Annotated in this window: 9 protein-coding genes, 1 tRNA gene and 1 pseudogene; 5 read left to right on the top strand and 6 right to left on the bottom strand. The window is 48.5% G+C overall.

What is annotated here, in order from left to right:
* From PsAD46_RS28075 to PsAD46_RS06245, 5 genes and pseudogenes are all read left to right on the top strand, one after another.
* Positions 1-525: pseudogene (locus PsAD46_RS28075) on the top strand (hypothetical protein); the annotation flags it as partial.
* Between the two features lie 385 nt (positions 526-910).
* On the top strand, positions 911-1,801 hold the full coding sequence (locus PsAD46_RS06260; RefSeq protein WP_063306391.1) for a hypothetical protein: 891 nt from the start codon (positions 911-913) through the stop codon (positions 1,799-1,801).
* A gap of 1 nt (position 1,802) precedes the next feature.
* Positions 1,803-2,171, top strand: a complete 369-nt coding sequence (locus PsAD46_RS06255) for a hypothetical protein (protein WP_063290763.1) — start codon at positions 1,803-1,805, stop codon at positions 2,169-2,171.
* A gap of 147 nt (positions 2,172-2,318) precedes the next feature.
* The gene (locus PsAD46_RS06250; protein WP_063290764.1) at positions 2,319-3,458 is read left to right on the top strand and encodes a retron St85 family RNA-directed DNA polymerase; all 1,140 of its coding nucleotides are present in this window, start codon (positions 2,319-2,321) and stop codon (positions 3,456-3,458) included.
* A 156-nt stretch (positions 3,459-3,614) separates the two neighbouring features.
* Positions 3,615-4,166 (top strand): recombinase family protein, encoded by a 552-nt coding sequence (locus tag PsAD46_RS06245; protein WP_063306390.1) that lies wholly within the window; start codon positions 3,615-3,617, stop codon positions 4,164-4,166.
* 186 nt (positions 4,167-4,352) lie between these two features.
* Here the strand turns inward: PsAD46_RS06245 and PsAD46_RS06240 are convergent, their stop codons facing one another.
* From PsAD46_RS06240 to PsAD46_RS06210, 6 genes are all read right to left on the bottom strand, one after another.
* On the bottom strand, positions 4,353-5,177 hold the full coding sequence (locus tag PsAD46_RS06240) for a hypothetical protein (protein ID WP_153040701.1): 825 nt from the start codon (positions 5,175-5,177) through the stop codon (positions 4,353-4,355).
* A gap of 59 nt (positions 5,178-5,236) precedes the next feature.
* Positions 5,237-6,949 (bottom strand): site-specific integrase, encoded by a 1,713-nt coding sequence (locus tag PsAD46_RS06235; RefSeq protein ID WP_193776916.1) that lies wholly within the window; start codon positions 6,947-6,949, stop codon positions 5,237-5,239.
* A 490-nt stretch (positions 6,950-7,439) separates the two neighbouring features.
* Positions 7,440-7,514, bottom strand: a tRNA-Gln gene (locus PsAD46_RS06225).
* 255 nt (positions 7,515-7,769) lie between these two features.
* A complete protein-coding gene (locus PsAD46_RS06220) occupies positions 7,770-10,991 on the bottom strand; it encodes an efflux RND transporter permease subunit (protein ID WP_063306388.1) in 3,222 nt (1,073 codons plus the stop codon).
* 7 nt (positions 10,992-10,998) lie between these two features.
* Positions 10,999-12,153, bottom strand: a complete 1,155-nt coding sequence (locus PsAD46_RS06215) for an efflux RND transporter periplasmic adaptor subunit (RefSeq protein ID WP_063295311.1) — start codon at positions 12,151-12,153, stop codon at positions 10,999-11,001.
* The gene (locus PsAD46_RS06210) at positions 12,150-13,673 is read right to left on the bottom strand and encodes an efflux transporter outer membrane subunit (RefSeq protein WP_084404350.1); all 1,524 of its coding nucleotides are present in this window, start codon (positions 13,671-13,673) and stop codon (positions 12,150-12,152) included. The genes PsAD46_RS06215 and PsAD46_RS06210 overlap by 4 nt, the downstream gene beginning before the upstream one ends.
* Positions 13,674-13,831: the final 158 nt, after the last annotated feature.

The raw sequence follows: 13,831 nt of genomic DNA, 5'->3' as shown, positions 1-13,831 counted from the left end.
GTCCGGTTCACCGACCTGACGCTGGCAGATCTGACTGTCAGAACCTCGGAGGCTGGCCCAGAGAGTTCCTGGTATGGCGCCCTTACGTTTGACTGGGCCGGTGAAGGGGCTCTCATGGTGCAAACTGGTGCGCATATCGAGCGCTATGAGTTTGCTGATGGGACAACACTTAGTGAGATTAAGGTGCTTAATGATGGCCGGCTGGAGCTGCACGGCACAGTTGATACCGATCTGATCTTTGGGACAACTCTGGGGGAAATCTTGCTCGGAGGAATGGGATCCGACACTTTTGTCTTCTCTAGCGTTAGCGTTGGAAGCGATGTCATTGCCGACTTTGTTGCAGGGGCAGGATCAGAGGATGTCATCCGTTTTAGCACTAATAGATTCGCGGACTTTGAGGACATGCTAACCGCAGCAAGTGATAATGGAAGCGATACTGTAATCAGCTTGGATGACAGCAACTCAGTGACATTGAAAGGGGTACAGGTCTCAGATCTTCATATTGATGATTTCCAATTTACCTAGTCTCCTGACTTAAGAAACCGGCAGTGAGACTTTTACATCGCACTGCCGGTGTCATCCAAAAGAACCAAATGTGCATGCCTTTTGCCCCGTATGCAGAATTTATTTTACATTAATAATATCAGATAGTTATCTCTTAAGTTAGCGCCCATGGGGCACAGCCCCCTTCCCAGCTGTGGTAACAACCACATGGCTGGCTGAAGCGTTGGCTTCGGCTAACGTGTGGCCTCAACACAAGAATCGCGTGAATGGATGCAAAGAACAAGGGATTGTGGGAACATAAATTCAATATTTCATTGAACAATATTCCACCTAGATATGGACCTTTCAGGTAAATACGGTAGATACTCTAAATATCAAGTTAAACTCTACTATCTGACAAAGTCCAATGACGCATTTCAATGTAGAAAATTACCACGCAATCCCAAGATCGAAAAAAATACAACCCAGAGGCGATTTTTCTCAGATGATTGCTGCCTTGGAAAAACAGCCTTGGCTACATAAAAAACAAACTGAAATGGATGCTCTTATTGAAGAGCTAGATGACGCTGAACAGAAAACATTAATCTTTGAGCTATTAGGAAATTTCACTTACGTTTGTTCACATCGATTAAGTGACTTTCTAGGTGGACTTGCTGAAACCATTTCTACCCAATGGGGATGTACCCCACACAATACAATCATTGTCGCATTAAATCGGGGGCAATGTGCCGATAGTTCTCAAGCGATTTTATGGCACCTTAAGCCAGCCATGGCAAAGCGTGGCGCATGGACACCAAATTTGTTCGTCATAGACATAGAAGAAGCCGCAAAACAGTGTAATCAGCACACTCATATTGCTAATGTCATAATTATTGATGAGTTTTCCGGAACAGGAAAGACAATAGATAAAGAGCTAAACAGGTTCAAAAACCAACTAAACAATGCCTCAGGCCTATCAATACGGATCGCGCTCGTTGCACTTATGCAAGATGCCTTTGAAAAATTTCCAGATTTTATCGATGATTTTTATTTCTTAGAGGATATGAGGCCCGGCATCTCAAGTCACATTGAAGAAAGTAAAAGGCCTGAAGCAATAGAGATTATGAAAACTCTTGAGGGTAAGCTTGCCCAAGTAGCCAGAGATAAAAAGTTGAAGAAACACATTTTTGGATGGGGGAAGTCCGAGGCTCTATATTATTATGAGAATGGGAATACGCCAAACAACGTGTTCCCAATTTTTTGGTGGCCTGAAGATGTGAATGGGCAGCAACGATTGACTCTGCTAAACAGGGTTTAATATGAAATACACCTCCTATCAAAGACAGATATTAGCGACAATTTATAAAGCCAACGCGGAAGTTGATTTATATCTGCTTCATAAGCAATTTCAGCTATCTCCAAGCCAGATTCTCATAACCGTGACGGAGCTTGAAGAGCACAAACTTATTGAACGAGTAGGTGTCGTTGTCAAAGCAACACAAAAAGGGCGAAATTGGATTTATGCTCACCGTAAAGAAATCTTCATGAACATAGATCGCTATTGGGCAACCCCGACTCTCAATGAAAGCCAACTACCACCGCCTATGCAGCCGTATTTCCCAGAAAAAGTGACAACAAATGAGAAAAATCCGGTTGTAAATCGCCAAGATCAAGATAGAAGTGATTGAAGCAGGATCTGCGATAGTATGTGGCGCAGTCGCCACATCAACTCAGGGGCCCGTTAACGTTCCTATAAATTAATTTTATAGGAATTTGGTTTTTGATATGATTATTTATGGTATCGCAGTTTCCTGCTTCAATCACTGATATTAAACATGAATAATGTAAAAGACTGGGAAGAGTTTCTCAGAACACATTTATCGCACGAACAGCAGCAACTCGAAGGGGCTATAGGATATGTAAAGCACCTCATATCTCAATCGCTTCCTCCAATCTTTGGCGAAAAGCACTTTTCGATCCTTACGGGTGTGTCTGAAATTTTTCTGAGAAAACTTGCGGATAATTCAGCTCACTACTACCGCACATTTTCAATCCCAAAGCGAAAAGGTGGCTTTAGAAACATTAGTGTTCCGTCACCAACTCTTCTTCACGTTCAGCGATGGATCGTGGCAAATATACTACGCAAAATTCCAGTTCACGAGGCCGTACATGGTTATGTTGCTAGCCGCTCCGTGATAACGAACGCTAAAGTGCACCGAGAGCAAGAATCCATACTAAGAATTGATATAAAAGACTTTTTTCCAACTATCGAAAGCCAACAAGTTCAAGCACTTTTCGCAGCTATTGGATACCGGCCAGAACTCTCGGTATTAATGTCTGACCTTTGCTGTAGAAACAACGTATTACCGCAAGGTGCAGCGACCAGCCCCGCAATAAGCAACTGGGCTTTTGCTCCTCTTGATAGAAAACTAAAAGAACTCTCACAAAAATATAGTTATCAATACACTCGATATGCCGATGATATTTTTATTTCAGGCAAGCATATCCATGACAGAATAGAAAGCGAAGTTGCCCAAATTCTCTTAGAACAAAAGTTCAGAATAAATCGAGCCAAGACTAGGTTTATGGGACCCAATAGGCCGAAAATCCTTGCGGGAGTTTCGATTGCAAGCGGGCGACTATGTTTGCCACGTGAGAAAAAAAGAGAAATTAAACAGAACGCTTATTACATAATAAAATATGGGTTGTTTGAGCATTGCAACTGGAAGGCATCAAGAGACCCCCTGATCTTAGAGAAATTGCTGGGAAAAATTAATTTTTGGCTAATGGTTGAACCTAAGAATCCGACAGCTCTGGAACTCCAACAAAAACTTCGTGCTATCAGCCTTGAATTTGATAATTCGCTTTGGGAGAAGTTTGAACCAAAACGCGCGCGGGATATACAAGACATTTTTAAACCCACACCCGCCGCCAATTTCGAATTTCCTAGTTCGATGCGGAACTCAAAATCCTAGTTGCGCAGAGTACACCCTAATGTCCTTATTCCGCTCCATAGCAAAACGGCTGAAAACTAGGCGACATCAGGGTCGGTTATCTCGATTTGTCCCCACCAGACATTGAGGTCAAGACTCGCTTGTCTCAGACTGCCTGCAATCAATTTTGAGGTAGTTATGACAACATACGGCTATGCACGGGTTTCAAGTACCGATCAGGATTTAGCGGTTCAACAAGCCGAACTGCACGAAGTGGGCTATCAGGTTGTTCGTTCAGAGAAGGCAACTGGCACAACAAGAACCGGTCGTGAAGAATTACAGACATTGATGGACTTTCTACAGTCCGGCGACACTCTGGTCGTAACCAGAATGGACCGTCTTGCCCGTTCAGCTCTCGACTTGCTTCAGATCGTGAAAGAATTAGAAGACCGAGACGTCGCACTTAAGATCCTGAAACAGAATATTGATACCCGCACAAGTGAAGGGAAGCTGTTCCTGACTATGCTTGCGGGATTTGCAGAATTTGAGACCAATCTCCGACGCGAACGACAAGCTGAAGGAATTGCCAAGGCTAAACAGGAGGGAAAGTACAAGGGCGGCAAAAAGCAGATCGACAGAAATGAAGTGGCTTCATTGCTGGCTCAGGATTTAAACAAACGCACGATTTCCCGGCAACTCGGTTGCAATGTGAAGTCCATCCAACGTATTGCAAAAGAGCTGGTGCTATAGTGCGTATTGTTGAAAGCTTCGCTACTGGGCTTTTTCTTGAGGACTGGGATATTCTTGAGAGCACCCATAACCGACTATAAAAGCTTGGCCCCTCAGTTGCCGTCTGTTTCTCAGATGAATCCCAGCTAAAAACAGTTTTTCGAATTGCGCTGCCCATAGTGGAAGAATGTATCATTCAATCTTGTGCTATGGCTTGATCCGTTCCCATAACTGCAACGTTTCTCCGTACTCATCGGAGCGAGGTGGGATGTATGCAATAAAATAGTCTCCCGGCATTCTGGGAGTGCTTGAACTTTGATTTCTAGCGCTCTGTCTGGTTCCGCGCTTTTCTGGATGATTAAGCCTCTTCCAGAGCGCAAACGTACCCGTTTTCCGCACTAGCTGCTTTTTGCTCTGAGATAACTTCCAGAGAGCCTTAAGCGGCCTTTCAGGTAAGCCCAAAACTTTGTCAACGGGATAGACGCCGTTGAGCATATAGGTCACAGCAGCCACAACACTCTCAACCGGCTTATCTTTACGGTCTACACGCGGGAACTTCTCATCGAGATAACCTAGTGCAGCCACCCGGTATTCTAGAGGCACTCGGCCCATGAAATGAATGTGTAGGTCAAACAGCTCCTCGTCCTTATCATAGCGCGGATGAAATGCGAGTAGGTGGACATCTACTTGGAACGTACGCTTCAGGTACCTGACTTCAGCGGACACTAACTCACTGAAAGCTTCGTATTCTTTTATCAAGTCTGCGAGGTGGCACTTTCCAGCAGGCGCAGCAAAGGTCCAAAAGAAAAGGTCATCTTCTCCTTCACATTGAATGAACTCATTGTAACACTCTACGATTTCAAGATTTTTTTGGCTTGAAACGCTAGGAAAAATTCGGGACTGCCGGACCGGACGCCCTAGCTCGACAACTTCAATCTGTCCTGCACGACAACGCTTCAAGTAGCGTTCATTCTCACTTCGATACGCATCAACTCCGATAGCTTCGAAACGCTCTGCTAGTTCTCTCGACAAATTGCGAAAGGCACCACTGTCAGTCTTGGTGCCTTCGTCTTGAGTGGTCGCTTTATTGCTCAGGCATCCTGCTTTTTTGAAGATTTCTGCCTTCGTCGCGCTTTACTAAGCTTCGGAGATAGCCTGACAGGTCGTTTGGTGAGATGATCTATATAGCTTGGAAGCTGGTTGATCGCATCAGCGAGCACTTGAAGCTTTGCGGTTTCTAAATAGCGCTCCTCGTGCACATCTTTTCCAAGGTGCCCAGCGATGTTCTTACACACGTTGGGGTCAACTCTTAAGCGATGCAGAGCTGTTATGACACTATGCCTAAAGCTGTGAAAGCATAGCTTTTTCTCTTTATGATCAGGGATAATCTTAGGTATCGCAGCATTCCAACCTGACTTAGAAAAAGCTTCTCCAGTGCCACTATCCTTGTAAATCAGATGCAGCTCAGGAAAAAGGTCACTAAAATCGCGTGCCTTAAGCTCCTTGATGTATTCTAGAAAACCAAGCTTCAAAATTGCTTGATGAATAGGCACAAGCCTCTTCGACTGTTTGTTCTTTAAGCCACGATGTTCGTTTTCTTCGATATTAAAATAATGGATGCCGTCCGCGCATCGAACATCAGATATTTTCAGTCCTGAAATCTCAGACCTACGCATACCGCTATGTGCCGCAATTATGGGAACCCAAAACTGAGCATCGTGAACAATAATGTCTCCTGCAATATGGCGTCTCACGTCACTCTTACAGCCAGTAAAAAACGGATAACCAAGAATTTTCGTAATCGTATCTGGCTGAAATGGGTTTCGATCTTCCTTCGCGCGGCCCTTCCGCTTTGTTCGATAGTGCGCCGTACCGTTAAACCAATGAAGCTTCTGATGATCAGCGCCCGAGTTAAAGAACACAATCATGTCATCTAGCTTTTGAAAGTGCTTATTAATTGTCGATGGTGAGAATGCCACTTCATCCGGTTGCATCCTGCTTGCTTTCTCCAGCACTTTCTCTAATGACTGCTCATAATCTTTCGGGGATTTACCAAAGCTTTTTGGTAGCTTGAGCATAATGTCACGGAACAAACGCAGGTCACTTTCCCTCATCTCTCCAATAAGCTCAACGCCTGTCGCCCACACAAACAACTTTGCTGCCGTTCGACATTGTTTCTCAGATGGGTCTCCCCACGTTTTATCTCTTCTTTTGTCTTGAATTAGCTTTTCTGCGATTTCCTTTGTTGACACTTTTTGCGTCTGAACAGAACTCTTAAGATTAAAGTTCGAGCATCCAGACGGTTCCGGCGAACTCTCAAAACTTGATTGCATGCCAACGCTCGGCATAGATCTGATTTGATAGCTATATGGTTGCACTTCAGCAGTGATTGCTTGAGATAATAGCTGAGCATCTTCAGCAAACTCACCCTGCCACCTACGCCCTGAATCCTTTAAAACTTGAGTTCCAGTTCGAAAGTATGCTTGACGGTTTTCGAAGACATTCGCTGCATTATTCTCAATGTCATATCTATTAAGTACGGCTTCAATTTTGCCTGAGTCTACAAACTTATCTGCACGAAACTCGCAGTCACGCAATCTCTGTTCAACTGCCGCTATTTCTTTCAGTCCAAGCCCATCTTGAGCCATCAACGCTCGATCACGGTCTCTTAGCTCAACCTTGTTTCCATGAGCAGTAAAAAGCTTGTGCACCCAATACAGGACTCTTTCCTTCGTTTCTTCAAAATCAATATTGAAGTCTGCGCGCTGCTTCGCAAGCAAGGCAGCAGCATCGAGATCGCGCATAAACGCGATCCCAAAATCCTGTACCATCACTACTACCTGCGAGCCCGAAAGCATACCTTGCCTATATTCACGAAACACAATCTCACTGAAGGCTGTCAGTAGTGAAGCCCTCTGTTTCGCTAAACATAACTCACGCGCTTGCAAACAAAGTTGGATTTTTTCAGGCTGCGTATTTTTGTATTCGCCGGACGGTCCCGCGTATTCATCACGCTCAATACAATTATTTTTGCAAGGAATTTCGTATTGAGAGTCTTGAATACGTTTTTTTGGTAACCTTCGCTGCCAATAATAAACAGCGCCTCGACGATAAATGTGTTGAATTTTTTGACACAGCTAAAACCCTTCAAGATTGAGAGTTGAAGCGCGCAAAATCTAATGGCTGAGGATCGCTATGTACGGCAGCTGAGTACTACACTTATGTGCTACATCGAATCTTATGCGAAATATTAATCGCTTAAGTCTCTGTCATATAACGATTTTTAGGAGAAAATGGCTGGGGTGGTAGGATTCGAACCTACGGTACACGATACCAAAAACCGTTGCCTTACCACTTGGCTACACCCCATCGCTGTGTGTGGGGCGGGTTATAGCTTTATGATTTGGAATAGGCAACCACTCAATTTCTTTTTGCTGTGAGAAACTTACAAGTGTTCCACAGGTGAGCATAAAAGCGGATTGTGTGAGTGCTGGAACTGGCGTGCTGCTCTGGGCTTTTGCCTTTGTAATTTCTTATCTGAAACCTGCTTCTTTCATTTCCCAGAGGGGTTGAAACCTCAAGGAATTCTGCCGTTTTGAGAGTTTGCCCTGTTTCACTGCGCTATCAGGTTGGGTCTGGTTCACCGTTTCCCTTTGGCAATTCCTCCGCTTTATCATCGGGTTGTGCCAGTTTGGAGCGATCTTGTGCAATGAGCATGTAGACATTTGGGACGACGAACAAAGTGAAGAGTGTTCCGATGGACAAGCCAGTCGCAATCACCAGCCCCATGTTGAATCGAGAGGCTGCGCCTGCTCCGCTTGCCAGCACTAGCGGGATCACGCCAAGCACCATGGCGGCGGTTGTCATCAGGATAGCGCGCAGGCGGATTTGCAAGGCGCCAATCACGGCTTCACGTTTGGTTGCGCCCTGATTTTCCTGGAGTTCGCGGGCAACTTCCACGATCAGAATGCCGTGCTTCGAGATCAGGCCCATGAGCGTGATGATCCCAACCTGCGTATAAATGTTAATGCTCGCTCCGCCCAATCCGATATTGATGAAGAACAGCGCCCCTGCGATGGACATTGGAACCGAGACGAGAATTATGATCGGGTCACGGAAGCTTTCGAACTGGGCTGCAAGTGCCAAAAAGATAATAAGCAGCGCAAACACGAATGTGACGACAAAGCCGCTGCTTTCTTGCTCGAACTGGCGCGACTGTTGGGCGTAATCAACATCATAACCTTCTGGCAGTTCTTCTGCCGCTATTTGCTGCAGGACTTGCAAGGCCTCCGCCAGAGGTACCCCAAAGCTGGGTACGCCGGAGAGCGTCATGGAGTTTTGTTGCTGGAAGTGCGGAATGAATTCTGGCGTGACCTGCATATCCAACGTTGCAACGCTGGAGAGCGGCACGATTGTACTGCGCGGAGCATTGCTGCTTGTGTTCGTTCCTGACGCACCTGCTGCCGATGAACTGGCAGCGGAGCTGGGTGACGAGCTTCCGCTTTGCGCCGCACTGCTTGGAGTTGCCGAGCTGTTCGGCACCCGGATATAGGTGTCCAACAGCTGTTCCGGATTTAGGCGGTCATACTGAATGATTTGCGGGATGACCCGGTAAGAGCGGCCATCAAAATCGAAGTAGTTGATGTAACCGCCACTCATGAGCGCTGTGAGGGATTGCCCCACATCCTGCAGAGTGAGCCCGAGCTCGGCGACTCGATCCCGATCGATGTTGATTTTGCCCTGCGGCTTATCGATCTTCAAGTCCTTATCAATAAAGATGAACTTACCCGTGGCCTGCGCTTTTTCCAGCACTTGTGACCCAACAGCGTTGAGTTTATCGACGGGTTGGGTGGTTTTGATGACGAATTGCACGGGCAAGCCGCTGCTGCCCGGTAAGGGCGGGTTTTGGAACATCACGGTTTTGAAACCTGCCACGCCTTCCATCGGGGGCTGCATGGCGTATTGCAGTTCGGTGGCCGTTTTGTCGCGCTCATCCCACGGTGTCAGCAGAACGCCAGACAGCACGCTAGAGGACAGTACCAGCTGGAACACGCCTTCAACCTCAGAATACTTTCGGGCGATGCGATAGATTTCTTCTGTGTAGAGCATTTTTTGTTGCAGGGTGGCCGAAGGTGCTGGCGTTGACTGCGCCAGAACAAGGCCCTGATCTTCCTGAGGTGCAAGCTCTTGCTGGGAGGTGGAATAGAGTGTGGGAATACTGGCGAGGATCAGAAAGGCAAAGGTGAGAACGACCAGTCTGTTGTCCAGTGAGGCTTCCAAGGCGCGCAAGTAGCGTTTGCGGAACCGGTCGTAGATATCATCAACCGTGCGGGTCATGGCATCATCCCAGCCTGAGGTCTCCTGTGATCTCGCTTTCAGGATCTTGGAGCTCATCATGGGTGTCAAAGTGAGCGCTACAATGGCTGAAATGGTCACCGAACCAACCACTGTGAAGGCGAATTCTGTAAACAGGGCTCCCGTCAAACCGCCCTGAAAGCCAATGGGGGCATACACTGCTACAAGCACGACCGTCATCGCGAGAATGGGTCTGCCGAGATCTTGCCCGGCTTGAACGGCAGCCTGAAACGGCGTGCTGCCTTCCGAGATGTGTCGTTCTACATCCTCCACCACGATAATTGCATCATCCACCACGAGGCCGATGGCGAGCACCAGGGCCAAGAGTGTGAGCAGATTGATGGAGTAGCCCAAAACCAGCATGATGAAGAAGGTGCCTATGAGCGATAGCGGGATCGCGATGATGGGAATGGCTACCGTGCGCAGGGAGCCGATGAAGAGGAAGACCACGAAGGTTACGATCACTAATGCTTCAAGAAGGGCGCTGATTACCTCATCAATTGCAGCGTTGATAAAGAGACCGGAGTCGTAGACAATCCGTGCTTCCAGTCCCGGGGGCATTCCATTTTGGATTTTGGGCACGACCTGACGTACTTGGTCCAACATGGCAAGCACGTTTGCGGCTGGCGCGGCCTGCACCCCAATATACACGGCCACCTTGCCGGAATAGAGCACAGCCAGATTATAATCTTCTGACCCCAGCTCCACTCTGCCCACATCACGCAGGCGAATGATCGCACCATCACTTTCTGCCACAGCAAGCTGACGGAAATCTTCAACATCTGTCAGATTGGTGTTGGCAGTGAGTTCCACCTGCACCATCTGGCCCTTGGTGTTGCCTACGCCGGAGATAAAGTCATTGCGGGCCAGAGCATTTGCGATGTCTGTGCCGGTGAGGCCATAGGCAGCCAGTTTATCCGGATACAGCCAGGCGCGGATTGCAAAGCGTTTTTCGCCAATAAGTTCAGCGGTTTGAACTCCGTTGATCGCCTGTATTTGAGGCTGAACAACACGGACGATGTAGTCCGTGAGCTGGTTACGGTCGATCACGTCGGATGTGAAACCGATGTACATGGCATCGATGGTCTCACCGATTTGAATTGTGAGTACCGGGTTCTGGGTTTCCTGCGGCAGCTGGTCCAGCACCGAACTGATGTGAGTGTTGATCTCCGTAAGGGCTTTGTCCGCGTCGTAATTGAGCACCAGATTGACTGTGATGGTACTGACCGTGCTGGCACTGGTCGAGGTCATGTAGTCGATGCCGTTGGCCTGCGCGATTGCTTCTTCCAGCGGGGTGGTGATGAAGCCCGCGACAGTCTCAGCGCTGGCGCCGAACAAGGTGGTTGAAATGGTGATGACAGCGTTTTCCGTCTTTGGATACTCCAACACCGGTAGTAAGAAGATTGCGCGCAAGCCCAGCGCCAAAATCATCAGGCTGATGGTGGAGGCCAGAACGGGGCGACGAACATAAATTTCTGTGAAACTGTTCATGGCCCACCTATTGCTCTACGGGTTTCGGGTCAGGGTCATTGAGTGGCAGCACTGAGTTGTCGATGACGACCTTGGAGCCATTGCGGAGCTTGAGCTGCCCTGCACTCACTACCAGCTCATCCACCTTAAGACCTTTTGAAATCACGATCTGGTCACCTCGTTTTGCACCGACCTCGATGAAGCGCTGCTTGGCAGTGTAGACAGGTTTATCCATGTGCTTTTCGTCGGTCTTAGTCAGCACATAAACGTTGACCCCATAGGAGTTGTAGGTGATTGCCGTTTGCGGCACTGTGACCTGCTCTTTTGGCGCCGATATCACTGTTTGCACATCGACGAACATGCCCGGGATCAGTTCTTTATTCGGATTTGCAAAGCGACCACGTACTCTGGCGTTACCGTTGTTGATGTCAACCTGCGCATCTATGGCAACCACTTTGCCTTTGATGGACTTTCCCGGATAGGTATCAGCCGAGACCTCAATTTCCTGAGCGCGCTTGATGGTGCCCAGAAAGCGCTGGGGGATGTAAAAATCAACGAAGAGATCATCAAGCTGCTGAAGGTTGACGTAGGGCTGGGCCACATTGAGATACTGGCCAACGCTAACCTGGCGGATGCCCAAACGGCCTGAGAATGGAGCACGGATGTTTTTCTTGGCAATGATCGCAAGCTGGTCTTGCACTTGTCCCTGAAAGTCTCTCAGGCTCGACCAGTCGGAATCGATCTGCTGTTTGCTGACGGCGTTGACTTTGTATTGCTTCAGGTCTCTGTCCAGCGTTTGACGCGCCAGAGTTTCCTGAGCCTGTAAGGACTTTAGTTGCGCAATCTCCTGTGTGGTATCCAACTCAATCAGCAGCGCGCCTTTCTGGACGTCCTCACCAGATGCGAAGTTGATATGGGTCACCGTACCGGGAAGTTCAGGCGACAAATCAGTACCCATGATTGCTACAAGCGTGCCAACTGCCGAGACTTTTTCGGTCCAGAGTTGTTTGGTGGATTTGTAGGAGGAGACGGTCTCGATCTTGTTTTGCAGACCTGACACGACCTTCCCAAGTATTCTGGATTTGTAGAGCTGAAATCCGTAGAGCCCACCAAACGCTATACCGACGCAAATCAGCATAATGATCATGTGTTTTTTGGTGTTGGGCTTTTTGCGTTCATTCATGGCTGGTTCACCGGCTGAATCTGTTTGCGATTGAATGGCGGGACAGCCGAGATGATGGTCAGAGGTCTTCCATCCCTTATTGGTGCGGCATTGGGACGGTTCCACCACCCTCCGCCGAGCGCAAAGAACAGTGCGACAGTGTCTGTGAAACGTGCGGCTTGTGCCTGCACCAGATTTATCTTCGCTTGCTGATAGGTTTGGACTGCAAGCAACAGTGTTGTGAGATCAATTGCGCCTAAATTGTACTGTTGCTGGGTCAGGCGCAGGCTCTTTCTGGCAGAGCGTTCGGCTGCAAGACTGGCCTTCAGGGCGCGGGCATCATTCTTCAAAGCGCTGACCGCATTGGAGGTGTCGCCAAATGCGGTCAGCACAACCTCGCGATAATTAGCGGCAGAGGACTCGAACGCTGCAACCGCAGCTTTACGCTGACTGTTGAGCGCTCCAGCATCAAACACGGTTTGAGCTACGGATGTTGTTATTTGCCAGGCACCCGTTCCGGAGAAGAACAGACGGTTGAACACGTCGGAGTCGTTGCCCACGTTGCCGGTAATCTGGAAGCTTGGGAGCTGGTTGGCTAATGCAACACCGATGTTGGCACTGGCTTGCCAGAGTTGCGCCTCAGCAGAGCGGATGTCTGGCCTTCGCGCTACGAGCTGCGAAGGCAAGCTTAGCGGCAGTTTTCTTGGCAGTTTCAGATCAGAGAGATCAAACTCCTTCACGATGTCCTGGGTGGGGTAGAAGCCGCCCAACGTTTTGATCTGATTTTTCTGCACCACCAATTGTTGCTGGAGTGGTGGCAAAGTTGCCTTGGTTTGCTCCAGCGTTGCCAGCTGTTGCAGGACCTGACTTTCATCCACGCCCCCTAGCCTGAATTGTGCCTGCAGGATGGAGAGTTGCCGCTGTTGAACCTTGATGATTTCTTCAGTCGCACGGATCTGCCCTCTAAGGGAGGCTTCCAGAATTACTGCATTCAACAGATTGGATGTGAGCGTCAGATGCGCTGCCTCAACCTGAAACTGCGTGTACTGAATGTTGGCGACTTGAGACTCAATGTTCCGGCGTGTGCCGCCCCAGACATCAAGCGTATAGGAGATGGCCAATGACAAGCTGTAGGTCGTGAAGAAGGGGTTCAGGTTCGCAACAATTTCACTCGCCCCGCCGCCACCAATGGGGAACTTCTGTCTGTTACGGCTTGCATTGCCAGTGACGGTTGGGTAGAGCCCAGCACCCGCCACGTAGGCATTTTCCTGTGCCTGTCTGAGATTGGCTTCAGCTTGAGCAATTGTGGGGCTGTTGGCGACTGCAAGGCTGACATACGTGTTGAGGGCTTTCGACTCAAACAGCTCCCACCACTCTCCCGGCAGGTCTCTTTGAGTAGAAAAGTTCTGCGAGGCTCCACCCTGAATGTCAGCAGACACAGTCGCACCTGGATCATTGCGGGTAAACTTGGCTTCTGGTGAGAGCTCTGGCCTTTTGAAATCCGGGCCTACCATGCAGGCTGACAGCAGGAAGAACAGCATAAGAGAGAAACGCCGACACACCGTAGGCGCAGGAGAACTCCTCGTCTTGCTGCAAAACCCGAACCAGACACTCAACAGTGGTGCTCCAATGACCTATATCTTTTATTGGCGGAGAACGAAGCTGTACGCACACTCAAACACTGGCCAAGAACACGGCT

The organism is Pseudovibrio sp. Ad46 (genome assembly GCF_001623065.1).
Taxonomy (GTDB): Bacteria; Pseudomonadota; Alphaproteobacteria; order Rhizobiales; family Stappiaceae; genus Pseudovibrio.
This window is presented reverse-complemented; position numbering and strand designations above follow the sequence as displayed.